The sequence below is a fragment of the Pseudomonas sp. UBA6323 genome, assembly GCF_002439135.1.
In the GTDB taxonomy this organism is placed as follows: Bacteria; Pseudomonadota; Gammaproteobacteria; order Pseudomonadales; family Pseudomonadaceae; genus Aquipseudomonas.
Genome location: NZ_DJSX01000038.1, coordinates 1 through 25,550, shown reverse-complemented (window position 1 = coordinate 25,550; position 25,550 = coordinate 1). Strand labels below are relative to the sequence as shown.

Here is a 25,550-nt window from a genome sequence, read left to right as displayed (position 1 = left end):
CGAAGACTTAAAGAAATGGCCACTATCCACGTAGACGGCAAAGATTTCGAAGTCGATGGTGCAGACAACCTCCTGCAGGCCTGCCTGTCCCTCGGACTCGATATCCCCTACTTCTGCTGGCATCCGGCGCTTGGCAGCGTCGGGGCGTGCCGCCAGTGCGCGGTCAAGCAGTACAACGACGAGAACGACACCCGTGGTCGCATCGTCATGTCCTGCATGACGCCTGCCACCGACAACACCTGGATCAGCATCGACGACGAGGAATCCAAGGCGTTCCGCGCCAGCGTCGTCGAATGGCTGATGACCAACCACCCGCACGACTGCCCGGTGTGCGAGGAAGGCGGTCACTGCCACCTGCAGGACATGACGGTGATGACCGGGCATAACGCCCGTCGCTACCGTTTCACCAAGCGTACCCACCAGAACCAGGAGCTCGGCCCCTTCATCGCCCACGAGATGAACCGCTGCATCGCCTGCTACCGCTGCGTGCGCTACTACAAGGATTACGCTGGCGGCACCGACCTGGGCGTCTATGGGGCGCACGACAACGTGTACTTCGGCCGCGTCGAGGACGGCACGCTGGAAAGCGAGTTCTCCGGCAACCTGGTCGAGGTCTGCCCGACCGGCGTATTCACCGACAAGACCCACGCCGAGCGCTACAACCGCAAGTGGGACATGCAATTCGCCCCGAGCATCTGCCACGGCTGCTCCAGCGGCTGCAACATCAGCCCCGGTGAGCGCTACGGCGAGCTGCGCCGTATCGAGAACCGCTTCAACGGCTCGGTGAACCAGTACTTCCTCTGCGACCGTGGCCGTTTCGGCTATGGCTACGTCAACAATGCGGATCGCCCGCGTCAGCCGCTGCTGGCTGGCCAGGCTATCGGCATCGATGCCGCGCTGGACAAGGCCGCCGAGCTGCTCAAGGGCAAGCGCGTGATCGGCATCGGCTCGCCGCGTGCCAGCCTGGAATCCAACTTCGCCCTGCGCGAACTGGTGGGTGCCGACAACTTCTACAGCGGTATCGCCGCTGGCGAACTGGCCAATATCCGCCTGATCCGCGACATCCTACAAAACGGCCCGCTGCCAACGCCGACCCTGCGCGATGTCGAACTGCACGACGCCATCTTCGTTCTCGGCGAAGACCTGACCCAGACCGCCGCACGCCTGGCCCTGGCCCTGCGCCAGGCGGTCAAGGGCAAGGCCACCGAAATCGCTGCCGGTGCGCGTATTCAGGACTGGCACATGGCAGCCGTGCAGAACGTTGCACAGCACGCTTTGCACCCGCTGTTTATTGCCAGCGTCGGCGAAACCCGCCTGGATGACGTGGCCGCCGAAAGTGTGCATGCCGCGCCGGCCGACCTGGCCCGTATCGGTTTCGCCGTGGCCCACGCCATCGACCCGAGCGCACCGGCCGTCGATGGCCTGGACGCCGAAGCCGGCGAACTGGTGCAGCGCATCGCCGATGCCCTGATCAATGCCAAGCGCCCGCTGGTCGTTTCCGGCGCCTCCCTGGGCGACAAGGCCCCGATCGAAGCCGCCGCCAATATCGCCAGCGCGCTGAAGAACCGCGAGAAGAACGGCTCGCTGAGCCTGGTGGTACCCGAGGCCAACAGCCTGGGGCTGGCACTTCTTCTGGATAAAGAGCAGGGCGGCGAGTCCGTCGATGCCGCACTCGATGCTCTGAGCAACGGCCACGCCGATGCCGTCATCGTGCTGGAAAACGACCTGTACCGCCGCGCCGATGCGGCCAAGGTCGACGCCGCGCTCAGCGCCGCGCAAGCGGTGATCGTCGCCGATCACCAGCGCACCGCCACCAGCGAACGCGCCCATCTGCTGCTGCCGGCGGCCAGCTTCGCCGAAGGCGACGGCACCCTGGTCAGCCTCGAAGGCCGCGCCCAGCGCTTCTTCCAGGTCTATGAACCGAGCTACTACGACGCGGGCATCCTGATCCGCGAAGGCTGGCGCTGGCTGCACGCGCTGCACAGCACCCTGCAGGGCAAGGCCGTGGACTGGACGCAACTGGATCAGGTCACCGCAGCCTGCGCCGCCAGCAACCCGCTGCTGTCCGGCATCAAGGATGCAGCGCCGAGCGCCTCGTTCCGCATCAAGGGCCTCAAGCTCGCACGCGAGCCGCACCGCTACAGCGGCCGCACCGCCATGCGCGCCAACATCAGCGTGCACGAGCCGCGTCAGCCGCAGGATCAGGACACCGCCTTCGCCTTCTCCATGGAAGGCTACGCCGGCAGCAAGGAAGATCGGCAGCAGATTCCGTTCGCCTGGTCGCCGGGCTGGAACTCGCCACAGGCCTGGAACAAGTTCCAGGACGAGGTCGGTGGTCACCTGCGTGCCGGCGACCCCGGCGTGCGCCTGCTCGAAGCCGCCGGTAACGCCCTGCCCTGGTTCGCCGTGAACGCCGCGTTCAACCCGGCAGCCGGCACCTGGCAGGTGGCGCCGCTGCACCACCTGTTCGGCAGCGAGGAAAACTCCGCGCGCGCCAAACCGATTCAGGAACGCATGCCCGAGCCCTACGTGGTCCTGGCCCGCGATGAGGCGGCACGCCTGGGCGTGAACGACGGTGCACTGCTGGCCCTGCGCGTCAACGGTCAGGCACTGCGCCTGCCGCTGCAGGTGCGTGATGATCTGGCCGTCGGTCTGGTCGGTCTGCCGGTTGGCCTGCCGGGCATTCCGGCAGCAGTCGCCGGTGCCAGCGTGACCCTGCTGCAGGAGGCCGCGCAATGAGCTGGTTGACGCCCGAACTGATCGAGATCGTCATCGCTGTACTCAAGGCCATCGTCATCCTGCTGGTGGTGGTGGTCTGCGGCGCGCTGCTGAGCTTCATCGAGCGCCGTCTGCTCGGCTGGTGGCAGGATCGCTACGGTCCCAACCGTGTGGGGCCGTTCGGCATGTTCCAGATCGCCGCCGACATGATCAAGATGTTCTTCAAGGAGGACTGGACGCCGCCGTTCGCCGACAAGTTCATCTTCATCCTGGCGCCGATGATCGCCTTCTCGGCGATGCTGATGGCCTTCGCCATCATCCCCATCACCCCGACCTGGGGCGTGGCGGACCTGAACATCGGCATCCTGTTCTTCTTCGCCATGGCCGGTTTGTCGGTCTATGCCGTGCTGTTCGCCGGCTGGTCGAGCAACAACAAGTTCGCCCTGCTCGGTGCCCTGCGCGCTTCGGCGCAGACAGTGTCCTACGAGGTTTTCCTGGCCCTGGCGCTGATGGGCGTGGTGGCGCAGGTCGGCTCGTTCAACATGCGCGACATAGTCGATTACCAGGCGCAGAACCTGTGGTTCATCATTCCGCAATTCTTCGGCTTCTGTACCTTCTTCATCGCTGCTGTCGCCGTGACCCACCGTCACCCGTTCGACCAGCCGGAAGCCGAGCAGGAGCTGGCCGATGGTTACCACATCGAATACGCCGGGATGAAATGGGGCATGTTCTTCGTTGGCGAATACGTGGCCATCGTCACCGTGTCGGCGCTGCTGGTAACCCTGTTCTTTGGTGGCTGGCACGGCCCGTTCGGCATCCTGCCGCAGATTCCGTTCTTCTGGTTCGCGCTGAAAACGGCCTTCTTCATCATGATCTTCATCCTGCTGCGCGCGTCGATCCCACGCCCGCGCTATGACCAGGTCATGGCCTTCAGCTGGAAGTTCTGCCTGCCGCTGACCCTGATCAACCTGCTGGTGACCGGCGCCGTCGTGCTGGCCACGGCCCAGTAAGGAGAAAAGCAATGTTCAAGTACATCTGGGACGTGCTGGTCGGTACCGGCACCCAACTGCGCAGCCTGGTCATGGTCTTCAGCCATGGCTTTCGCAAGCGCGACACCCTGCAATACCCGGAAGAGGCGGTCTACCTGCCGCCGCGCTACCGTGGCCGCATCGTCCTGACCCGCGACCCCGACGGCGAAGAGCGCTGCGTCGCCTGCAATCTGTGCGCCGTGGCCTGCCCGGTGGGCTGCATCTCGCTGCAGAAGGCCGAAACCGACGACGGTCGCTGGTACCCGGAGTTCTTCCGCATCAACTTCTCGCGCTGCATCTTCTGCGGCCTGTGCGAGGAAGCCTGCCCGACCACCGCGATCCAGCTCACCCCCGACTTCGAGATGGGCGAGTTCAAGCGTCAGGATCTGGTGTACGAGAAGGAAGACCTGCTGATCAGCGGCCCCGGCAAGAACCCGGACTACAACTTCTACCGCGTTGCCGGTATGGCCATCGCCGGCAAGCCCAAGGGCGCCGCGCAGAACGAGGCCGAGCCGATCAATGTTAAGGGGCTGTTGCCATGAGCCAGGGTCATGGATTTTCCCGCCCTGTAGGAGCGAGCTCTGCTCGCGAACGCAGACAACGCCAAACGCTTCGCGAGCAGAGCTCGCTCCTACGGCTTTGGCGTCATATCCCGAGATATGCCGCTGCTTCTCATGAGGCGAGCGGAGTAAGGAGCTTCTGATGGAATTCGCGTTCTACTTCGCTGCCGGCGTGGCGGTGGCATCGACGGTTGGGGTGGTCACCAACACCAACCCGGTGCATGCCCTGCTCTATCTCATCGTCTCGCTGCTGGCGGTGTCGATGGTGTTCTTCGCCCTGGGCGCCCCCTTTGCCGGCGCGCTGGAAATCATCGTCTATGCCGGCGCCATCATGGTGCTGTTCGTCTTCGTGGTGATGATGCTCAACCTCGGCCCGGCTGCCGCCGAGCAGGAGCGCAAGTGGCTGAGGCCCGGCATCTGGGTTGGCCCAGCGATTCTCAGCGCCCTGCTGCTCGGCCAGTTGCTCTATGTGCTGCTCAACCACGTCAGCGACGCCCACATCGGCCACACCACAGTGGAAGCTAAGGCCGTCGGCATCAGCCTGTTCGGCCCCTATCTGCTGGCGGTGGAGCTGGCTTCCATGCTGCTGCTCGCCGCACTGGTCGCTGCCTACCACCTGGGCCGCCATGATGCCAAGGAGCCCAGCGTATGACCGGTATACCTCTGGAACACGGCCTGGCCCTGGCCGGCGTGCTGTTCTGCATCGGCCTGGTCGGCCTGATGGTGCGGCGCAACATCCTGTTCATCCTGATGAGCCTGGAAGTGATGATGAACGCCGCCGCGCTGGCCTTCGTCGTCGCCGGAGCCCGCTGGGGCGCGGCTGACGGCCAGGTGATGTTCATTCTGGTGATCACCCTGGCAGCCGCGGAGGCCAGTATCGGCCTGGCGATCCTGCTGCAGCTGTATCGCCGCTTCAACACTCTGGATATCGACGCTGCCAGCGAGATGCGCGGATGAACCTTCTAGCCCTGACTCTATTTTTCCCGCTGCTCGGCTGGCTGCTGCTGGCCTTCTCGCGCGGACGCTTCTCGGAAAACACCAGTGCGCTGATCGGTGTGGGCTCCATCGGCCTGGCGGCCGCCAGCGCTGCCTGGGTCATCGCCGCGTTCCTCGGCAATCCGCCGGCCGGCGGCGCCTACAGCCTGACCCTGTGGCAGTGGATGAACGTCGAAAGCCTGGCGCCGAGCTTCACCCTGCATCTGGACGGCCTGTCGGCAACCATGCTCGGCGTGGTCACTGGCGTGGGTTTTCTGATCCACCTGTTCGCCAGCTGGTACATGCGCGGTGAAGAAGGCTATTCGCGCTTCTTCGCCTACACCAACCTGTTCATCTTCAGCATGTTGCTGCTGGTACTCGGCGACAACCTGCTGGTGCTGTTCTTCGGCTGGGAAGGCGTGGGCCTGTGCTCGTACCTGTTGATCGGCTTCTACTACAAGCACGTGCCCAACGGTAACGCGGCGCTCAAGGCGTTCATCGTCACCCGCGTCGGCGATGTGTTCCTGATGATCGGCATGTTCCTGCTGTTCATCAATCTCGGCACGCTGAACATCCAGGAGCTGATGGTGCTGGCGCCGCAGCAATATGTGGCCGGCGACATCTGGCTATGGCTGGCTACTCTGATGCTACTGGGCGGCGCGGTGGGCAAGTCCGCCCAGCTGCCGCTGCAGACCTGGCTGGCCGATGCCATGGCCGGCCCGACCCCGGTGTCGGCGTTGATCCACGCCGCGACCATGGTCACCGCTGGTGTGTACCTGATCGCGCGCACCCATGGCCTGTTCCTGCTGACCCCAGAGATTCTCGAACTGGTCGGCATCGTCGGCGGCGTGACCCTGGTGCTGGCCGGCTTTGCCGCACTGGTGCAGACCGACATCAAGCGCATCCTTGCCTATTCGACCATGAGCCAGATCGGCTACATGTTCCTCGCCCTGGGCGTGGGTGCCTGGGATGCGGCGATCTTCCACCTGATGACCCACGCCTTCTTCAAGGCCCTGCTGTTCCTCGCCTCCGGTGCGGTGATCCACGCCTGCCACCACGAGCAGAACATCTTCAGAATGGGAGGGCTGTGGAAGAAGCTGCCGCTGGCCTACGCCAGCTTCGTCGTCGGCGGCGCTGCCCTGGCTGCCCTGCCGCTGCTGACCGCCGGCTTCTACTCCAAGGACGAGATACTCTGGGAAGCCTTCGCCAGCGGTCATAGCGAGCTGCTCTACGCGGGCCTGGTCGGCGCCTTCCTGCCCTCGATCTACACCTTCCGCCTGATCTTCATCGCCTTCCACGGCGAGCAGAAGACCGAGGCACACGCCGGCCATGGCATCGCCCACAACCTGCCGCTGCTGGTACTGATCGTGCTGTCCACCTTCATCGGCGCCTGGATCACCCCGCCGCTGGCCGGCGTGCTGCCACAGAGCGCCGGCCATGCCGGTGGCGAGGCCAAGCACAGCCTGGAGCTGCTGTCGGGGCTGATCGCGGTGAGCGGCATCGTCATCGCCGCCCTGCTCTTCCTCGGCAAGCGTCGCGTTGCGTCTGCCGTAGCGCAGAGCGCGCCGGGTCGCCTGCTGAGCGCCCTGTGGTTCGCTGCCTGGGGCTTCGACTGGCTCTACGACAAGCTGTTCGTGCGCCCCTACCTTGCGCTCTGCCACCTGCTGCGCCGCGACCCCATCGACCGCAGCATCGGCCTGATTCCGCTGCTTGCGCGTGGTGGCAACGCCGCACTGGTGCGCAGCGAAACCGGCCAGGTGCGCTGGTACGCCGCTTCGATCGCCGGGGGCGCCGTACTGGTGCTCGCCGCCATCCTCTTTCTGAGTTAAGGAAAACAGCCTGTCATGATTCTGCCCTGGCTAATCCTGATTCCCTTCATCGGCGGCCTGCTGTGCTGGCAAGGCGAGCGCTTCGGCCACGTCCTGCCGCGCTGGATCGCCTTGATCACCATGGGTCTGCTGTTCGGCCTGAGCCTGTGGCTATGGGTCAGTGGTGATTTCACCCTGGCGCCGGCCCCGGACGGCGGCCCACGCTGGGCCCACGAGTTCATCATCGACTGGATTCCACGTCTGGGGATCACCATTCACCTGGCGATGGACGGCCTGTCGGTGCTGATGGTGGTGCTTACCGGCCTGCTCGGCGTGCTCTCGGTGCTGTGCTCGTGGAACGAGATCCAGAACCGCGTCGGCTTCTTCCACCTCAACCTGATGTGGATTCTCGGCGGCGTGGTCGGCGTGTTCCTCGCCGTCGACCTGTTCCTGTTCTTCTTCTTCTGGGAAATGATGCTGGTGCCGATGTACTTCCTCATCGCGCTCTGGGGTCATAGCGGCAGCGACGGCCGCACCCGCATCACCGCCGCCACCAAGTTCTTCATCTTCACCCAGGCCAGCGGCCTGGTGATGCTGGTGTCGATCCTGGCCCTGGTGTTCGTGCACTTCAACCAGACCGGCGTGCTGACCTTCAACTACGCCGACCTGCTGAAGACCGAACTGGCGCCGGGCACCGAATACCTGCTGATGCTCGGTTTCTTCGTCGCCTTCGCGGTGAAGTTCCCGGTGGTGCCGGTGCACTCCTGGCTGCCGGACGCCCACGCCCAGGCACCGACCGCCGGCTCCGTCGACCTGGCCGGCATCCTGCTGAAGACCGCCGCCTACGGCCTGCTGCGCTTCGCCCTGCCGCTGTTCCCCAATGCATCGGCGGAGTTCGCGCCCATCGCCCAGTGGCTCGGCGTGTTCGCCATCATCTACGGGGCACTACTGTCGTTCGCGCAGACCGACATCAAGCGCCTAGTGGCCTACTCCAGCGTGTCGCACATGGGCTTCGTGCTGATTGCCATCTATTCCGGCAGCCAGATCGCCCTGCAGGGCGCAGTGGTACAGATGGTCGCCCACGGCCTGTCCGCTGCCGCGCTGTTCATCCTCTGCGGCCAGCTGTACGAACGCGTGCACACCCGTGATTTGCGCCAGATGGGCGGGATCTGGGCGCGCATGCCTTGGCTGCCGGCCATCAGCCTGTTCTTCGCCGCCGCCGCGCTGGGCCTGCCGGGCACGGGTAACTTCGTCGGCGAATTCCTCATCCTGCTCGGCAGCTTCCCTGGCGCGCCCTGGGTCGTGGTGATCGCCGCCAGCGGCCTGGTACTCGGCTCGGTGTACGCCCTGGCGATGATCCACCGCGCCTACTTCGGCCCGGTGCAACAGGACGCGCCGCTGCCCGGGCTGAAAGCCCGCGAATTGGCCATGGTGCTCGGCCTTGGCGTGCTGCTGATTCTGCTTGGCGTTTACCCGCAACCGGTGCTCGACACCTCCGCTGCCAGCATGCATGGCGTGCAGCAGTGGATGGCAGGCGCCCTCGATCAACTCGCCTCGGGCCGGTAAGGGTAAGGATTAGAGACTCATGGAACATCACGCTGTCGACTTCACCCTGCAACACCTGATCGCCCTGCTGCCGCTGCTGGTGACCAGCCTCACCGCTGTCGTGGTGATGCTGGCGATCGCCGCCAAGCGTAATCACACGGTGACCTTCATCCTCTCGGTCGCGGGCCTGAATCTGGCGCTGCTGTCGCTCATTCCAACGCTGGACGTGGCACCACTGGAAGTCACCCCGCTGCTGCTGATCGACAACTTCGCCTGCTACTACATGGCGCTGGTGCTGGCCGCCAGCCTGGCCTGCATCACGCTTATTCATGCCTACCTGGGAGGTGAGTCGGGCAAGGGTTACCCACGCAACCGCGAGGAGCTCTACCTGCTGGTGCTGCTGTCGGCTGCCGGCGGTCTGGTGCTGGTCAGCGCGCAACATCTGGCTGGTCTTTTCATTGGCCTGGAGCTGCTGTCGGTGCCGACCTACGGGATGATCGCCTACGCCTTCTTCAACAAGCGCTCGCTGGAAGCCGGCATCAAGTACATGGTGCTGTCGGCCGCAGGCAGCGCCTTCCTGCTATTCGGCATGGCGCTGCTGTACGCCGAGTCCGGCAACCTGGCGTTCGTCGACCTGGGTGTCAGCCTGGCACGCGAGAGCAGCCAACTGGTGCAGATCGGCATCGGCATGATGCTCATCGGCCTGGCCTTCAAGCTGTCGCTGGTGCCCTTCCACCTTTGGACACCGGACGTCTACGAAGGCGCTCCGGCGCCGGTGGCGGCCTTCCTGGCCACCGCCAGCAAGGTGGCGGTATTCGCCGTGCTGCTGCGCCTGTACCAGATATCCCCGGCCATGAGCGGCGGTTGGCTGAGCGACCTGCTGACCCTGATCGCCATCGCTTCGATCCTGTTCGGCAACCTGCTGGCCCTGCTGCAGAACAACCTCAAGCGCCTGCTGGGTTACTCCTCCATCGCCCACTTCGGTTACCTGCTGGTGGCGCTGATCGCCAGCAAGGGCCTGGCCGTGGAAGCGGTGGGCGTGTACATGGCCACCTACGTGCTGACCAGCCTCGGCGCTTTCGGCGTGATCACCCTGATGTCCACGCCCTACAGCGGCCGCGATGCCGATGCACTGTACGAGTACCGTGGCCTGTTCTGGCGGCGCCCTTACCTGACCGCCGTGCTTACGGTGATGATGCTGTCGCTGGCCGGCATTCCGCTGACGGCAGGCTTCATCGGCAAGTTCTACGTGATCGCCGCCGGTGTCGAGGCGCAGCTGTGGTGGCTGCTCGGCGCCATGGTGCTGGGTAGCGCCATCGGCGTGTTCTATTACCTGCGGGTGATGGTCACCCTGTTCATGCGCGAACCCAACATGCATCGCCACGACGCGCCCTTCGACTGGGGTCAGCGCGCCGGTGGCATCATGCTACTGGTGGTCGCCCTGCTCGCCTTCATCATCGGCGTGTACCCACAGCCGTTGCTGGAACTGGCGCAACACGCCGGACTGGTTGCCCTGGCGCACTGAACGAAAAGCCCCGCAGATGCAGGGCTTTTCGTTTAAGGATCGCGGCTAAGCCCCTCCCACCGGTTGCCACAAACCTGTGGGAGGGGCTTTAGCCGCGACAGCTTGCTGCGCTAGCGCCGAGCAACCAGGAACAGCCGTGGAAACGGCAACAACACCCGGCCATCAGCCTGCGCCGGATAGGCCTCGGCGATCGCTGCCTGATAGCGCTCAAGGAATGCCACCTGCTGCTCAGCCTCCAGCGGCTGCAGGAACGGCAATAGCGCCGTGGACTTGAACCACTCCACCACCGCCGCGGCATCGTCCAGCACATGGAAATAGGTCGTGCGCCAGATGTCCAGCTCGCTGGCATGCGCGCCGAGGATGTCGTAATAGGTCTGCGCACTGTGCCGCTCGGCATGACGCACCTCACCGATACGTGCAGCCCAGGGCCCATCGGCCGCAATTTCACGGGCCAGACGATGCGCCGGCTCATGCAGGTTGTCCGGCGTCTGGATCGCCAACCAGCCGCCGGGCGCCAACTGTGCCAGCAATCTCGGGTACAGCTGCGCGTGATCGTCCAACCATTGCAGCGAGGCGTTGGCCAGGATCAGGTGCGGCGCGCGCTCGGCCTGCCAGTGCTGGATATCTGCCAGCTGGAAGCTGACCTGTGGCAAGCGCTCACGCGCCGCACGCAACATATCTTCGCTGCTGTCGATACCGATCACTCGCGCTTGTGGCGCATGCGCCTGCAATACGCCAGTGGAATTGCCGGGGCCGCAGCCCAGATCGACGGCCAGCTCGATACCATCGCGAGGTATCGCCGCCAGCAGGTCATGCACCGGGCGGGTACGCTGGCGTTCGAACAGGGAATACTGCTGAGCGGACCAACTCATCGGAGCACTCCTGGGTTAAGACGATCGGCACAGCATAACAGGCGCCGACAGGCAGCCTGCGCACCGGCAACTTTCCGCTCCCCGCCCGCCTGCATATGGCGGTTATCCGCCACCCGCTGTGCGCCAGATCACATGCTTTTTAACGACCCAAGCAGGCTGGCGGAAAATCGCCACAATGGCATAACCCTTGCCATGCAAGACCCAGCTCGGAGCTGTCCGGGGTGCTGCCTATCCCCGACAGAACAGCGGAGCGACCAACACGAGGCGCCTGCCAAGGCACCGCAACCGATAAGAAGAAAAGGAAGCAGTATGTTCAATCCAGTCCGCGCCCTGGCCGCTTGCGCCCTGGCGTTAGCCTCTTTCGGTGCCGCCACGGCACTGGCCGATGAACCTATCCTGATCAAATTCTCCCACGTCGTCGCCGATGGCACCCCCAAAGGCCAAGGCGCGTTGATGTTCAAACAACTGGTGGAAGAACGTCTGGGCGGCAAGGTGAAGGTCGAGGTCTACCCGAACTCCAGCCTCTACGGCGACGCCAACGAGCTCGAAGCGCTGCGCAACAACGAAGTACAGCTGCTGGCGCCCTCGCTGGCCAAGTTCGAGCAGTACACCAAGCAACTGCAGGTGTTCGACCTGCCCTTCCTGTTCGATGACATCGAGGCGGTCAACCGCTTCCAGAAACGTTCCAAGGGCCGGCAGCTGCTGCGCTCGATGGAAGATCACAACATCGTCGGCCTGGCCTATTGGCACAACGGCATGAAGCAGCTGTCGGCGACCCGCGCGCTGCATACGCCTGGCGACGCCAACGGCCTGAGCTTCCGCATCCAGCCATCGGCGGTGCTGGAGGCGCAATTCCGCCAGGTCGGCGCCAACACCCAGAAACTACCCTTCGCGGAAGTGTTCAAGGCGCTGCAGAGCGGCCAGGTGCAGGGCGCGGAAAATCCCTGGTCGAACATCTACAGCCAGAAACTGCACGAAGTGCAGCCCTTCATCAGCGAAACCAACCATGGCGTGCTGGACTACATGCTGGTGAGCAACTCACGCTTCTGGTACGGCATCCCGCATCAGATGCGCGTGGAGTTGGAAGCCATCATCGATGAAGTCACCTACGCGGTGAACAAGCAGGCCGAAGCCGCCAACCAGGCCGACCGCCAGCGCATCATCGACTCGGGCCGCAGCCAGTTGATCACCCTCAGCAGCGAAGAGCGCGAAGCCTGGCGCGACGCCATGCGCCCGGTGTGGCAACAGTTCGAATCGGTGATCGGCAGCGACGTGGTCAAGGCCGCACAAACCGTTAATCGCAAGCAGCGCGATTGATGGCGGAAATCCGCCAGATATCGTTCAACTGGCAATTTGCTCGGCCGGCAGTGGAACGCCGAGCAAAAAGCCCTGTAGCGAATCGCAACCCAGCTCGGTAAGAAACGCCTGCTGCTCGGGCGTTTCCACGCCTTCGGCGACGATGCGCAGGTCCAGCGCTTGGCCCAGGGCGACAATGGCGGAGACGATGGCGGCGTCGTCGCCGTCATGCTGCAGATCCCGCACGAAGCCCCGGTCGATCTTCAGTTCGTTGGCTGGCAAACGTTTGAGATAGAGCAGACTGGAATAGCCGGTACCGAAGTCGTCAATGGCGATGTCCACGCCCATCTCGGCAAGCTGTTCGAGTATCTTCTGGCTGGTGCCCACGTCATGCATGGCGGTGCTTTCGGTGATTTCCAAGGTCAGGCAGTTGGCCGGCAGCGCATGTTTGGCCAGGGTCCGGCGCACGGTTTCGACCAACTCGCCGTGGCAGAACTGCAGCGCAGAGAGATTCACCGCCACGCGCCAGTGGTGATGGCCCTGGTCGTACCAGCAACGCATCTGCCGACAGGCTTCATCTAGTACCCAGTCGCCGATCGGAATGATCAGACCGGTCTTCTCCGCCAGACCGATGAAGCGTACCGGCGCCAGCATGCCCTGCGTAGGGTGTTGCCAGCGCAACAAGGCCTCGGCACCCAGCATGCCGCCGGAGTCGCTGGCGAACTTGGGCTGGTAGTGCAAGCGCAGCTCACCACGCTCGAGGGCGACACGCAGGTCCTGCAGCAGCTGCAATTGCTGCCGCGCATTGGTGTTCATCGAACTCTCGAAGAAGCTGTAGCCATTCTTGCCAAGGTTCTTGGCGTGATACATCGCCGCGTCGGCATTGATCAATAGCTCCTGCTGGTCGAGACCGTCCCCAGGGAACAACGCGATGCCCACGCTGGTGGAAACCCGCAATTCATGGCCGTCGACATCGAAGGCCTGGTTGAGCAGCCCCACCACATGGCTGGCAAGGTTTGCCGCGTCTTCTCGATGGCGGAGATCGGCCAGCAGCACGAACTCATCGCCACCGATGCGCGCCAGGCTGTCGTTGGCGCGCAGATGAGCACGCAGACGTTGAGCCACGGCTACCAGCAACTGATCGCCAACATGGTGACCGAACGCATCGTTGACCGGTTTGAAACCGTCCAGGTCCATGAACAGCAAGGCAAAGCACCCACCGTTGCGCTGTGTCTGGAGGATGCTTTGGCCAATGCGGTCTTCCAGCAGCAGGCGATTAGGAAGCTTGGTCAGCGCATCATGTAGTGCCAGTTCGGTCAGCTCGGCATTGGCCCTGGCCAGAGACTGGCTGAGCAACGCGGTGCGTGCCTCCAACCTAGCGTCGAGGATCGAGGTGAGCAACGCGATGGCCAGCACGGCAAGGGTGACGATCACCACCAGGGCGGCCAGCCAGCCGCTGTCCATGCCGTTGAAGGCCGCCCCGCAGTAGCTGCCCGCGGGAAAATTCGCCGCAGCCATGCCGGTAAAGTGCATACCGACGATGGCGATGCCCATGATCACTGCCGCGCCGCCACGCAGTATGCGCACATAGGACGAATCACGGCGCAAGCGGAACGCGATCGACAACGCCGCCCCCGAGGCCAGCACAGCGATCAGAAGCGACAGGCCGAACAGCAGCGGGTCATAGACGATGCCCGGCTGCATGCGCAGCGCAGCCATGCCAATGTAGTGCATCGAGCCGATGCCTGCGCCCATCGCTAGCGCGCCCAGCGCCAGATGCCAAGCAGGCAGCTCAGGTTGGCTAACCAGCCACAGGGCGAAGCCCGAGGCAAGGATGGCGATGGCCAGCGACAACAGGGTGATAGCCAGGTCATAGCCAAGGTCTATCGGCAGGCTGAAGGCGAGCATGCCCACAAAATGCATGGACCAGATGCCGATGCCCATGGCCACCGAGCCGCCACCGATCCATAACAGGCGCGCCCTGCCACTGGCACTGGCGATACGCCCCGCGAGGTCGAGGGCGGTGTAAGACGCGAGAATCGCCACGCACAGCGAGAGGAAAACCAGGGCGGAATCGTAACTACCAATCAGCATCGAGGACTCTGCGCAAAAAAGACGCACGGCCGAAAGGCGTATCCGCCTGACATCCCTGATAGCCAGTTGCGATCACTTAAGATTTAGATTGCGAATCTTAGCGGAAAATTTAGCTCACCGGTCAGGTTATGAATATGACCGGCAAGGCATCGCCCTACCGATCATGGCTAGCGTCGCTCTCGTGCAGTTGCCCAACCTGCCAGCCGCCACCCAGCGCAGCGATCAGCTGCACGCTGGCCGTCAGGCGACTGCCCAGCAGCGTGAGGTTGCTGCGCTCGTTGTTCAGCGCCGTGGCCTGGACGTTGACCACGCTGTTGAAATCGACGGTACCGGCGCGGTACTGGTTCTCGATCAGGCGCAGCGACTCGCGCGCCGCGTCCAGCGCCTCCTGCTGTACGCCGCTCTCCTGCTCCAGCACGCGCAGCTGCACCAGGTAATCCTCCACCTCACGGAAGCTGTCCAGCACGGCCTGACGGTATTGCGCCACGGTCTGATCGTAGGCGGCTTCGCTGCGCTCCAGCTCCGCACTCCGCGCGCCACCGTCGAACAGGTTCAAGGCCAGCTGCGGGCCCAGTGACCAGAAACGATTGGGCACTTCGATCCAGTCGGCGAAGCTGCTACCGCGATAGCCACCCGTGGCCGAGATCGTCAGATCGGGAAACCAGGCCGCTTCGGCGATGCCGATCTGCGCGTTGGCTGCCATCACCCGACGTTCGGCGGCAGCAACGTCAGGACGACGTTCGAGCAACTGCGAAGGCAGCGCCACGGGCACTTCGGGCAGCGCCGGCAGGCTCTCGCGCGGTGCGATGGACAGTTCGGCCGGACTCACGCCCACCAACACGGCAATGGCATGTTCGAGTTGCGCGCGCTGCCATTGCAGGTCGATGGCCTGCGCCTGGGTGCTCTTGAGCTGCGTGGTGGCCTGGGACACATCGGACCTGGGCACGATGCCGGCGCGGTACTGATTTTCGGTCAGACGCAGCGAGCGCGCATAAGCCGCCACGGTAGCGTCCAGCAGGCGTTTCTGCTCATCGAGGATGCGCAGTTGCAGATAGTTCTGCACCAGTTCGCTCTGCAGGCTCAGACGCGCTGCGGCGAGATCGGCGGCGCTGGCGTCGAATTCGGCGCGACTGGCTTCAAGGCCGCGGCGCAGCTTGCCCCAGATATCCAGCTCCCAGGCTGCGTTGAGGCTGAGGTCGTAGCTCTTGGAAATCCGCGATGCACCCGAGCCGCTGACGGTGACGCCATCGGCGGTGCGGATGGTGCTGTCGCCACCACCCTGCCCGGCCCGTGACACGCCGGCGTTGCCGGACAGCGTCGGGTAGAAGCTGGCCCGCGCACTGCGTACCAGCGCGCGCGCCTGGCGGTACTGCGCCTCGGCAGCTGCCAGGTTCTGGTTGGAGACCTGCAGGCGCTCGACCAGCGCATCGAGCTCGGCGTCGCCATACAGCGCCCACCAGTTGCCGCGCTCCAGCGCGTCTGCCGGCGCCGCACTCTTCCAGCCGTCGACCTGCTTGAACTGCACGGGCGCCGTCAGCTCGGGCCGCTGATAGTCCGGCCCCAGGGCGCAGCCCCCCAATGCGCCAGCCAGCAGCAGGGAGACGAGTGTTTGGGCGAAAGGAGCTCGGTTCATAGCGGATTTTCCAACGAGGCATCGGTGCGCACGCCGCGCCAGCGGTTGACGCGATGACGCAGGCGGTCGAAGTAGAGGTAGATCACCGGAGTGGTGTAGAGCGTCAGCACCTGGCTCAGCACCAGGCCACCGACGATGGTGATGCCCAGCGGCTGACGCATTTCCGACCCTTCGGCGGTGCCCAGCATCAGCGGCAAGGCGCCGAGAATCGCGGCCAGGGTGGTCATCATGATCGGGCGGAAACGTAACAGGCAGGCCTGGCGGATGGATTCCTGCGGGCTCAGGTGCTCACCGCGCTCCAGTTGCAGAGCCAGGTCGACCATGAGGATGGCGTTCTTCTTGACGATACCGATCAGCAGGAACAGGCCCAGCAGCGAGATCAGGCTGAATTCCATGCCTACCAGCTGCAGCGCGAGCAAGGCACCGACCCCGGCAGACGGCAAGGTGGAAAGAATGGTCAGCGGGTGCACGTAACTCTCGTAGAGCACGCCCAACACCAGGTACACCACCACCAACGCCAGCAGGATCATCAGCGGCTGGTTGTCCTGCGTCTGCTGGAAGGCGGCGCCAGTGCCACCCAGCGTGCCCTGCACCTCGGTCGGCAGGTTGAGCTGGGCGATGGCCACGTCGATGGCCCGGGTCGCCTGATCCAGGCTGACGCCCTCGGCCAGGGAAAAGCCGATGTTCTCCACGGCGAACTGGCCCTGGTGGCTGACCCGGTCGTTCTCCAGGCTGCGCTCCCAGCGGGCGAAGGCCGAAAGCGGCACGCGCGCACCATCGTCGGTGATCAACTGGATCTGGTCTAGCGCTTCGGGATGCTGGGCGTACCTGGGATTGATCTCCATCACCACGCTGTACTGGTTCAGCGCCTGGTAGATGGTCGAGACCTGGCGCTGGCTGAAGGCGTTGTTCAGCACCGCGGTGATCATGTCCATGTCCACCCCCAGGCGGCGTGCCGTCTCGCGGTCCACTACCAGGCGAATCTGCTGCGCGCCCTCGGTTTCCCGCGCGTCGATACCGGTCAGTTCGGGCAGCGCGCGCAGCGCCTCGCGCACCCTCGGCAGCCAGGTGCGTAACGAATCGAGGTCATCGGACAGCAGCATGTATTCGTTTTCCGAGCTGCGCCCCTGGCGCCCGCCTATCTGCAGATCCTGGTCCGGCATGAGGAACATGCGTCCGCCAGGCACCTTGGGCACCGTGTTGCGCAGGCGGTTGATCACGTCCTGAGCCGAGTCGCTGCGCTGGGCAATGGGCTTGAGGCGCACGATCATGAACGCGTTGTTGATGCCCCCGCTGCCGCCGATGAAACCGGCCACGCTTTCCACCGCAGGATCGGCCAGCACCGCGTTGCGGAAGATCTCCATCTTCGGCTGCATGACCTGGAACGACATGCCGTCGTCGCCGCGGATGAAACCGATCAACTGGCCGGTGTCCTGCTGCGGCATGAAGGTTTTCGGCACGCTGACGAACAGATAGACATTAAGCGCGATGGTGGCGAGAAAACTCAGCAGCATCAGCAACGCATGACGCAGCGCCCAGTCCAGGCTGCGCGCGTAGACGGCCAGCACCCGCTCCTGCACGTGATCGCCCCATTGCTGCAGGCGGCTGCGCGATTGCTCTTGCTCGGGCTTGAGCCAGCGCGCACAGAGCATCGGCGTCAGCGTCAGCGACACCAGCAGGGATATCACCACCGCCACTGCCAGAGTCAGGGAGAACTCGCGGAACAGGCGCTCGATGATGCCGCCCATGAACAGGATGGAGATGAACACAGCGACCAGCGACAAGTTCATCGACAGCAGGGTGAAGCCCACTTCGCGCGTGCCTTTGAGCGCCGCCTCCAGCGGAGGTTCGCCATTGCGGATGTGCCGCGAAATGTTCTCCAGCACCACGATGGCGTCGTCCACCACCAGGCCGGTGGCGATGATCAGCGCCATCAGCGACAGGTTGTTCAGCGAGAAGCCCAGCAGATACATGGCGGCGAAACTGCCGATCAGCGACACCGGCACCGCCAGCGCCGGAATCAGCGCCGCACGCCATCGGCCGAGGAAGGCCAGCACCACCAGAATCACCAGGCCCACGGCGATCAGCAGGGTCTGCTCGGCTTCATGCAGGGTGGCGCGGATCACCGGCGAGCGATCCATGGCCACCTCCAGCTTGACGCTGGCCGGCATCACCTCGCGCAACGCCGGCAGCTCGGCGCGAATGTCGCGGATGGTCTGCAGGATATTCGCCCCGCTCTGGCGGTTGATCACCAGCAGCACCGCTTCTTTATCGTTATAGAAACCGCTGTTGTAGCGATTCTCGACGCCATCGGTCACGGTCGCCACATCGCCCAGGCGCACGGCGGCGCCGTCCTGGTAGCGAATGATCATCGGCATATAGTCGGCGGCCTTGGCCAACTGATCGCTGGCCTGCACCTGCCAGCGGCGCTGCGGGTCTTCCACGGCGCCCTTGGGTTTCAGTGCATTGCTGGCGGCGATGGCCTGGCGCACTTCGTCCAGTGCGATGCCGTACTGGTCGAGCAGACGCGGCTCCAGCGCCACCCGCACCGCTGGCAGCGAACTGCCGCCGACCTGTACCTCACCCACGCCGGTGACCTGCGACAGCTTCTGCGCCAGGATGGTTGAGGCCACGTCGTACAGCTGGCCCTTGTTCAGGGTATCGCTGGTCAGCGAGATGACCATGATCGGCGCTTGCGAGGGGTTGATCTTGCGGTAGCTGGGCATGGTGCGCATGCCGCTGGGCAACAACTCGCGCGCGGCATTGATCGCCGCCTGCACCTCGCGGGCCGCGGTGTTGATGTCCTTGTCGAGATCGAACTCGACCATGATCCGCGTGCTGCCCTGGCTACTGCTGCTGTTCATCTGGTTGACGCCGGCGATGCTACCCAGCGAGCGCTCCAGCGGGGTGGCCACCGTCGACGCCATGATCTGCGGACTGGCACCCGGCAGGTTGGCCTGCACGGTGATCACCGGGAAATCCATGTTCGGCAACGGCGACACCGGCAGCAGGCCGAAGCTGACGCCGCCCAGCAGCATGATCGCCAGGCTCAGCAGCAGCGTCGCCACTGGCCGGCGGATAAAGGGGGCGGAGAGGTTCACGCCGCGCCCTCTGTGGGAGCGAATTTATTCGCGAAACGGTCTGGAAGGATCGCGAACAAGTTCGCTCCTACACGGTAATTGCCGTTCATACCGCCACCCCTGCCGCGCTACGTCCCGTCGCCCGCCGCGACAGGCGATCGAAGTACAGGTAGATCACCGGCGTGGTGAACAGCGTCAGCACCTGGCTGACCAGCAGACCGCCGACCATCACCAGCCCCAATGGCTGACGCAGCTCGGCACCCGAGCCCGACGCGAGCATCAGCGGGATAGCGCCGAACAACGCCGCCAGGGTGGTCATCAGGATCGGCCGGAAACGCAGCAACGCCGCCTGGTAGATCGCCGGCTCGGGCGCCATGCCCTGGTTGCGCTCGGCCTCAAGGGCGAAGTCGATCATCATGATCGCGTTCTTCTTGACGATGCCGATCAGCAGCACCAGGGCGATGGTCGAGATCACCGACAGGTCGGTGCTGGTCACCCACAGCGCCAGCAGCGCGCCCATGCCGGCAGCCGGCAGGGTGGACAGGATCGTCACCGGGTGCACCAGGTTCTCGTACAGCATGCCCAGCACGATGTAGACCGTGGCGATGGCGGCGATGATCAGCATCAGCATCGCGGCCGGGTCCAGTGCCTGGCGGAAGCCACCGGGTTCGGCCTGGCGGATGTCGCCGGGCATGCGCAGGCCGTCGATGGCGGCCTTGACGATGGCATCGCCCTCGCCGCTGCTGACGCCGGGCGCCAGGTTGTAGCTCAGGTCCATCACCGTGTACTGGTTCTGGTGGGTCACCTGCGACGGCGCCAGCCCGGGTTCCTGGTGGGCGAAGGCGGTGAGCGGGATCATCTGGCCACTGCTGGAGGCCACGTACACGTCGTCGATCGCCGCCGGACTGCCGGTCTGTTCCGGCAGCGCGTTCACCACCACGCCGTACTGGTTGAGATCGGCATAGATGGTGGAGATCTGGCGCTGGCCGAAGGCGCCGTACAGCGCACCGTCGATGGCGCCGATGCTCACGCCCAGGCGCGAGGCCTTCTCGCGGTCGATGACGATCTTCTGCATCAGCCCGCCCTTGTCCACGTCCGAGCCGACGTCGCGCAGCTTCGGGTTCTGCTTCAGCACCTCGACCAGCTTCGGCAGCCATTCGGCCAGCTGCGCGGCATCGTTGCCCTGCAGGGTGACCCGGTTCTGCGCGCCCTGGCCACCCCCGCCGCCGCCGTCGGAAGGCAGGTCCTGGATGGCGCGCAGGCGCACGTCCAGGTCCGGGAACTGCGCCGCCTTGGCGCTGAGCCGGGCGACGACCAGGCTGGTCGGCTCGCGCCGCCCCTCGGCCATCGTCCTGAGCTCGATGTTGAACTGCGCGCTGCTGCCCTGGCGGCTGGAACCCAGCCGCGAGCCGACCATCTTCACCGCCGGGTCGGCCAGGAACATGTCGCTCAGGCGCCGCTGGCGCTGGCTCATCTCGTTGAAGGACACCGTGGCGCTGGAGCTGGCGCGGCCCCAGATCAGGCCGGTGTCCTGCTCGGGGAAGTTGCCCTTGCCGACCGCGCCGGCCAGGTAGAACGTGGCCACGATCAGCAGCAGCGGGGTGAGCGCCAGCAGCAGCGCGTGGCGCAGCGAGAAATCCAGCGCCACCGTGTACACCTTCAGCATGCCGCCGTGCACGCGGTCGAGCAGGCGGTGGGTGCGCGACTCGCGCACGTGCGCCTCGTGCGGCTGCAGGAAGCGCGCGCACAGCGCCGGGGTCAGGGTCAGCGACACCAGTGCCGACACCATGATCGCCGCCACCAGGGTCAGGGTGAACTCGCGGAAGAACGCGCCGAGCATGCCCTGGGCGAAGATGATCGGCAGGAACACCGCCACCAGCGAGGCGGTGATGGAGACGATGGTGAAGCCGATCTCGCGCGCGCCGGCCATCGCCGCCTGCATGCGCGGCATGCCGGCGTCCAGGTGGCGCATGATGTTCTCGATGACCACGATGGCGTCGTCGACGACGAAGCCGATGGCGATGACCAGCGCCAGCAGGGTCAGGTTGTTGAGGGTGAAGCCCAGCGTCATCATCACCACCGCCGCACCGGCCAGCGACAGCGGCACGGTGACCGCGGCGATCAGCGTCGGCGCCAGCCGGCGCAGGAACAGCGCCATGGTCAGCACCACCATCGCCAGGCTGATCATCAGGGTGATCTGCACCTCGGCCAGCGACGCGCGGATGGTCGGGGTGCGGTCGAAGTAGGGGGTGAGCGTGGTGCCGGCATCGAGATGGCTGGACAGTGCCGGCATCTCCGCCTTGACCCGGTCCACGGTCGCCACCAGGTTGGCGCCGCTGCGCAGGTACACGTACATCAGCACGCCGCGCCTGCCGTTGAACCAGGCCGCCTGGAACGCGTCCTGCTGGCCGTCGTAGACGGTGGCGATGTCCTTCAGCCGCACCACCGCGCCGTCGTGGCTGGCGATGGCGATGTTGGCGAAATCGGCCGCCTTGCGCACCTGGTCGTTGAGGACGATGGCGGTCTGGCTGCGGCCGTCGTCGAGGAAGCCCAGCGGCGAGGCCACGTTGGCCGCGCGCATGGCGTTGCGCAGGTCGTCCGGGCTCAGCCCCAGCGCGTTCATCGCGCGCAGGTTGAGGTCCACCCGCACCGCCGGGGTCGAGGCGCCGGCGATGTCCACCTGCGATACCCCGGGCAGCTGCCGCAGGCGTTGCGCCAGCAGCGAGTCGGCCAGGTTGTAGAGCTGCGCGACCGACTGCGTGTCCGAGGTCAGCGACAGCGCGATCACCGGGTCGTCGTTGGGGTTGGCCTTCTGGTAGGTGGGCGTGTTGATGCCGGCCGGCAGGTCGGCCATGGCGGCATTGATCGCCGCCTGCACGTCCTGCGCCGCCGCGTCGATGTCGCGGCTGGTGTCGAACATCAGGAACACCATGCTGCGGCCGTCGCTGCTGCTCGAGCGCATGGTGCTGATGCCCGGTACCTGGCCGAGGTGGCGCTCCAGCGGCGCGGTGACGGTGGCGGCCATGGTGTCGGCGTCGGCGCCGATGTTGCTGGCCTGCACGAAGATCACCGGGATCGACAGGTTCGGCAGCGCCGCAACGCCCAGCCGCAGGTAGCACAGCAGCCCGGCGAAAAACAGGCCGATGGCCAGCAGGCTGATGCCGATCGGGCGCTTGATGAAGGGCGCGGAGATGTTCATGCCGTGCGCTTGCCGGCCGCCTGCAGGCGTGCGGCGGCGCGACGCTCGCGGCGCCGCGCGGCCCACTGGGAGAACCGCTCGAAGTACAGGTAGATCACAGGCGTGGTGTACAGCGTGACCAGCTGCGAGAGCAGCAGGCCGCCGACGATGGCCACGCCCAGCGGGCGCCGCAGCTCCGAGCCGATGCCGGTGCCCAGCGCCAGCGGCAGCGCGCCGAGCATGGCCGCGGCGGTGGTCATCATGATCGGGCGGAAGCGCAGCAGGCAGGCGCGGCGGATCGCGTCGAACGCGTTCATGCCGGCACGCTGCGCGTCCAGCGCGAAGTCGATCATCATGATCGCGTTCTTCTTGACGATGCCGATCAGCAGCACGATGCCGACGATGCCGTCCACCGACAGGCTCATCCCGCACAGGTACAACGCCAGCAGCGCGCCGACGCCGGCCGGGGGCAGGGTGGAGATGATGGTCAACGGGTGGATCCAGCTCTCGTAGAGCACGCCCAGCACGATGTAGATCACCGCGATGGCGGCCAGCAGCAGCAACACCACGTCGGTCTGGCTGCTGGAGAACTCGGCGGCGGTGCCGACGAACTGCGCCTGCGTCTGCGACGGCAGCTGCAGCGCTGCCACGGCCTTGTTGATCGCCGCCACGCCTTCGGACAGCGAGTAGCCCGGGGCCAGGTTGAACGAGATCGTCGCCGACGGCAGCTGCTGCTGGTGGCTGACGATCAGCGGCGCGGTCCCCGGGGTGGCGGTGGCGATGGCCGACAGCGGGATGCTGCCGCCGGCGCCCAGCGCGATGCCGGTGTTGCTGTTGCCGATGCCGGTGGCGGTGGAGGAGTTGCTGGAGCTGACCTGGCCCAAGGTGGTGGCATTGCTGCCGGTCAGCGCGCCGCTGCCGTTGCTGCCGATCGCCAGCTGGTTCATCAGCGCGTCGGCGGTGCGGAACTCCGGCGCCACCTCCAGCACCACGCGGTACTGGTTGAGCTGGGTGAAGATGGTGGAGATCTGGCGCTGGCCGTAGGCGTCGTACAGGGTGTCGTCGATGGTCTGCATCGGCACGCCGTAGCGGCTGGCCTTGTCGCGGTCCACCTCCACGTGCAGGGCGCGGCCGTGGTCGGCCAGGTTGTTGTCGACGTCGGCCAGCTCCGGCAGGCGGCGCAGCGCGTCGGTGACGCGCGCGGCCTGCTCGGCCAGCTCCCGGCTGTCCATGTCCGACAGCGAGAACTGGTAGGCGGTGGCAGCCACGCGCGTGTCCAGGGTCACGTCCTGCACCGGCTTGAGGTACAGCGCGACGCCGGGGATGTGCGCGGCGGCGGCCTGCAGCCGCGGCAGGATCGTGTCCAGGCTGCCGCGCTCGCCGCGATCCTTGAGCACGATGTTCAGCTGGCCCTGGTTGAGCGTGGGGTTCATCGAGCCGGCGCCGATGTAGGCGGCCACGCCGGTGACCGCCTCGTCCTGGCGCAACGCCTCGGCCACGGCCCGGGTGCGCTGCTGCATCTGCTCGAAGGCCACGTTCTGGTCGGCGATCACCACGCCGGTGACCATGCCGGTGTCCTGGTCGGGCAGCAGGCCCTTGGGAATGGCGATGTACAGCAGCACGGTCAGCACCACCGAGCCCAGGGCGATGCCCAGGGTCATGCGCTGGTGGCGCAGCACCCAGTCCAGGCTGGATTCGTACAGGTGAACCAGCCGCGACCACGCCGTCACCTTGCCCTGCGCAGCGGCGCGCTCGTGGGCATCGTCGCCCTCGGGCAGCGCGTCGGGCTTGAGCAGGTAGGCGCACATCATCGGGGTGAGGGTCAGCGAGATCAGCATCGAGATCGCCACCGCGATCGACAGCACCCAGGCGAACTCGTGGAACAGGCGGCCGGTGACGCCCGGCATCAGGATCAGCGGCAGGAACACCGCGATCAGCGACACCGTCAGCGACAGCACGGTGAAGCCGATCTCCTTCGCGCCGGTCTCGGCGGCATCCTGGCCGTCCTTGCCCTGCTCGATGTAGCGCACGATGTTCTCGATCATCACGATCGCATCGTCGACCACGAAGCCGGTGGCCACGGTCAGCGCCATCAGCGAAAGGTTGTCCAGCGACATGCCGGCGAAGGCCATCACCCCGAAGGTGCCCAGCAGCGACAGCGGCACTGCCACCGACGGGATCACCGTGGCCCACAGCCGGCGCAGGAACACGAAGATCACCGCCACCACCAGGCAGATGGTGAGCACCAGGGTGAACTGCACGTCGTGCACCGAGGCGCGGATGGTCACGGTGCGGTCGGAGAACACGTCCAGCTTCACGTCCGCCGGCAGCATGCCCTGCAGGCCGGGGAGGATCTGGCGGATGTTCTGTACGGTCTTGACGATGTTGGCGCCGGGCTGGCGGCGCACTTCCAGCAGCACCGCCGGCTTGCCGTCGGCCCAGGCCGCGATCTGGTCGTTCTCCACCCCGTCGACCACGCTGGCCACGTCGCGCAGGCGCACCGGCGCGCCGTTGCGGTAGCGCACGATGATGTCGTTGTAGTCGGCCGCGTCGCTGAGCTGGTCGTTGGTGGACAGCGTGTAGCTCTGGGTCTTGCCGTTGAGCGAGCCCTTGGGTGCGTTGACGTTGGCCTGGGTCAGCGCGCTGCGCAGGTCTTCCAGGGTCATGCCCATGTTGGCCAGCTGCGCCGGGTTGGCCTGGATGCGCACGGCCGGGCGCACGTTGCCGGCGATCGACACCAGGCCGACGCCGTCCACCTGCGACAGGCGCTGGGCCAGCACCGAATCGGCCAGGTCGTTGACCTCGCGCAGCGGGCGCGTGTCCGAGGCCAGCTTCAGGGTCAGGATCGGCGCATCGGCCGGGTTCACCCGGTTGTAGACCGGCTGGTACGGCAGCGAGCCGGGCAGGGTGGCCTGGCGGATCGCCGCCTGCACGTCCTGCGCGGCGGTGTCGATGTCGCGCTCCATCGAGAACTGCAGCACGATGCTGGACAGGCCGGCCGAGGAGTCGGAGGTCATCAGGTCCAGGCCGGAAATCTGGCCCAGCTGCCGCTCCAGCGGCGTGGTCACCAGCGAGGCCATGGTCTGCGCACTGGCGCCGGGGTACTGCGTGGTGACCACCAGGCTGGGTGCCTCGATCTCGGGCAGGGCCGAAACCGGCAGGCGCTGGTAGCCGAGGATGCCGAGCAGCATCAGCCCGACCATCAGCAGCGAGGTGGCGATGGGGCGGCGGATGAAGA

The 25,550-nt window shown here is 65.5% G+C and carries 15 protein-coding genes; 9 read left to right on the top strand and 6 right to left on the bottom strand.

Features of this window, described 5'->3' with window-relative positions; translation table 11 throughout:
- Positions 1-15: 15 nt before the first annotated feature.
- The 8 genes from nuoG to nuoN all read left to right on the top strand — a co-directional run bounded on the left by nuoG (position 16) and on the right by nuoN (position 10,159).
- Entirely contained in the window at positions 16-2,739 is a 2,724-nt protein-coding gene (nuoG, locus tag B3P22_RS08390) for an NADH-quinone oxidoreductase subunit NuoG (protein WP_296270640.1), read from the top strand.
- The gene (gene nuoH, locus B3P22_RS08385) at positions 2,736-3,728 is read left to right on the top strand and encodes an NADH-quinone oxidoreductase subunit NuoH (RefSeq protein WP_197856507.1); all 993 of its coding nucleotides are present in this window, start codon (positions 2,736-2,738) and stop codon (positions 3,726-3,728) included. Before nuoG ends, nuoH begins: the two co-directional genes overlap by 4 nt.
- Before the next feature lie 11 nt (positions 3,729-3,739).
- A complete protein-coding gene (nuoI, locus tag B3P22_RS08380; protein ID WP_296270639.1) occupies positions 3,740-4,288 on the top strand; it encodes an NADH-quinone oxidoreductase subunit NuoI in 549 nt (182 codons plus the stop codon).
- 160 nt (positions 4,289-4,448) lie between these two features.
- The gene (gene nuoJ, locus B3P22_RS08375; protein ID WP_296270638.1) at positions 4,449-4,958 is read left to right on the top strand and encodes an NADH-quinone oxidoreductase subunit J; all 510 of its coding nucleotides are present in this window, start codon (positions 4,449-4,451) and stop codon (positions 4,956-4,958) included.
- Positions 4,955-5,263: an NADH-quinone oxidoreductase subunit NuoK gene (gene nuoK / locus B3P22_RS08370; protein ID WP_003460477.1), complete on the top strand. Its 309-nt coding sequence runs from the start codon at positions 4,955-4,957 to the stop codon at positions 5,261-5,263. The genes nuoJ and nuoK overlap by 4 nt, the downstream gene beginning before the upstream one ends.
- A complete protein-coding gene (gene nuoL / locus B3P22_RS08365; RefSeq protein ID WP_296270637.1) occupies positions 5,260-7,110 on the top strand; it encodes an NADH-quinone oxidoreductase subunit L in 1,851 nt (616 codons plus the stop codon). The genes nuoK and nuoL overlap by 4 nt, the downstream gene beginning before the upstream one ends.
- Positions 7,111-7,125: 15 nt before the next feature.
- Positions 7,126-8,655, top strand: coding sequence for an NADH-quinone oxidoreductase subunit M (gene nuoM, locus B3P22_RS08360; RefSeq protein WP_296270636.1), 1,530 nt, complete (start codon positions 7,126-7,128; stop codon positions 8,653-8,655).
- Between the two features lie 19 nt (positions 8,656-8,674).
- Positions 8,675-10,159: an NADH-quinone oxidoreductase subunit NuoN gene (gene nuoN / locus B3P22_RS08355; RefSeq protein ID WP_296270635.1), complete on the top strand. Its 1,485-nt coding sequence runs from the start codon at positions 8,675-8,677 to the stop codon at positions 10,157-10,159.
- A 110-nt stretch (positions 10,160-10,269) separates the two neighbouring features.
- Here nuoN and tam read toward each other — a convergent pair whose 3' ends face one another.
- Entirely contained in the window at positions 10,270-11,031 is a 762-nt protein-coding gene (gene tam, locus B3P22_RS08350; RefSeq protein WP_296270634.1) for a trans-aconitate 2-methyltransferase, read from the bottom strand.
- Positions 11,032-11,340: 309 nt separating this feature from the next.
- Here tam and B3P22_RS08345 point away from each other — a divergent pair, with 309 nt between their 5' ends.
- Positions 11,341-12,348, top strand: coding sequence for a TRAP transporter substrate-binding protein (locus B3P22_RS08345; protein ID WP_197856500.1), 1,008 nt, complete (start codon positions 11,341-11,343; stop codon positions 12,346-12,348).
- Positions 12,349-12,372: 24 nt separating this feature from the next.
- Here B3P22_RS08345 and B3P22_RS08340 read toward each other — a convergent pair whose 3' ends face one another.
- The 5 genes from B3P22_RS08340 to B3P22_RS08320 form a co-directional block, all read right to left on the bottom strand.
- Positions 12,373-14,421 carry a putative bifunctional diguanylate cyclase/phosphodiesterase gene (locus B3P22_RS08340; protein ID WP_296270633.1) on the bottom strand — a complete coding sequence of 683 codons (2,049 nt, stop codon included), beginning with the start codon at positions 14,419-14,421 and terminating at the stop codon, positions 12,373-12,375.
- Positions 14,422-14,575: 154 nt separating this feature from the next.
- A complete protein-coding gene (locus B3P22_RS08335; protein WP_296270632.1) occupies positions 14,576-16,054 on the bottom strand; it encodes an efflux transporter outer membrane subunit in 1,479 nt (492 codons plus the stop codon).
- Positions 16,051-19,155: a multidrug efflux RND transporter permease subunit gene (locus B3P22_RS08330; protein WP_296270631.1), complete on the bottom strand. Its 3,105-nt coding sequence runs from the start codon at positions 19,153-19,155 to the stop codon at positions 16,051-16,053. Before B3P22_RS08330 ends, B3P22_RS08335 begins: the two co-directional genes overlap by 4 nt.
- A gap of 85 nt (positions 19,156-19,240) precedes the next feature.
- Positions 19,241-22,333 (bottom strand): efflux RND transporter permease subunit, encoded by a 3,093-nt coding sequence (locus tag B3P22_RS08325; RefSeq protein WP_296270630.1) that lies wholly within the window; start codon positions 22,331-22,333, stop codon positions 19,241-19,243.
- On the bottom strand, positions 22,330-25,550 hold a 3,221-nt coding region (locus B3P22_RS08320; protein ID WP_296270629.1), incomplete at its 5' end, for an efflux RND transporter permease subunit. The genes B3P22_RS08325 and B3P22_RS08320, both read right to left, overlap by 4 nt.

What these genes read in the sequence shown, in the direction of transcription:
- nuoM (WP_296270636.1), top strand. Translation starts at nt 7,126, where the DNA reads ATGATTCTGCCCTGGCTAATCCTGATTCCCTTCATCGGCGGCCTGCTG.
- tam (WP_296270634.1), bottom strand. Translation starts at nt 11,031, where the DNA reads ATGAGTTGGTCCGCTCAGCAGTATTCCCTGTTCGAACGCCAGCGTACC.
- B3P22_RS08340 (WP_296270633.1), bottom strand. Translation starts at nt 14,421, where the DNA reads ATGCTGATTGGTAGTTACGATTCCGCCCTGGTTTTCCTCTCGCTGTGC.
- B3P22_RS08335 (WP_296270632.1), bottom strand. Translation starts at nt 16,054, where the DNA reads ATGAACCGAGCTCCTTTCGCCCAAACACTCGTCTCCCTGCTGCTGGCT.
- nuoG (WP_296270640.1), top strand. Translation starts at nt 16, where the DNA reads ATGGCCACTATCCACGTAGACGGCAAAGATTTCGAAGTCGATGGTGCA.
- nuoL (WP_296270637.1), top strand. Translation starts at nt 5,260, where the DNA reads ATGAACCTTCTAGCCCTGACTCTATTTTTCCCGCTGCTCGGCTGGCTG.
- nuoK (WP_003460477.1), top strand. Translation starts at nt 4,955, where the DNA reads ATGACCGGTATACCTCTGGAACACGGCCTGGCCCTGGCCGGCGTGCTG.
- nuoN (WP_296270635.1), top strand. Translation starts at nt 8,675, where the DNA reads ATGGAACATCACGCTGTCGACTTCACCCTGCAACACCTGATCGCCCTG.
- B3P22_RS08345 (WP_197856500.1), top strand. Translation starts at nt 11,341, where the DNA reads ATGTTCAATCCAGTCCGCGCCCTGGCCGCTTGCGCCCTGGCGTTAGCC.
- nuoI (WP_296270639.1), top strand. Translation starts at nt 3,740, where the DNA reads ATGTTCAAGTACATCTGGGACGTGCTGGTCGGTACCGGCACCCAACTG.
- nuoH (WP_197856507.1), top strand. Translation starts at nt 2,736, where the DNA reads ATGAGCTGGTTGACGCCCGAACTGATCGAGATCGTCATCGCTGTACTC.
- nuoJ (WP_296270638.1), top strand. Translation starts at nt 4,449, where the DNA reads ATGGAATTCGCGTTCTACTTCGCTGCCGGCGTGGCGGTGGCATCGACG.
- B3P22_RS08325 (WP_296270630.1), bottom strand. Translation starts at nt 22,333, where the DNA reads ATGAACATCTCCGCGCCCTTCATCAAGCGCCCGATCGGCATCAGCCTG.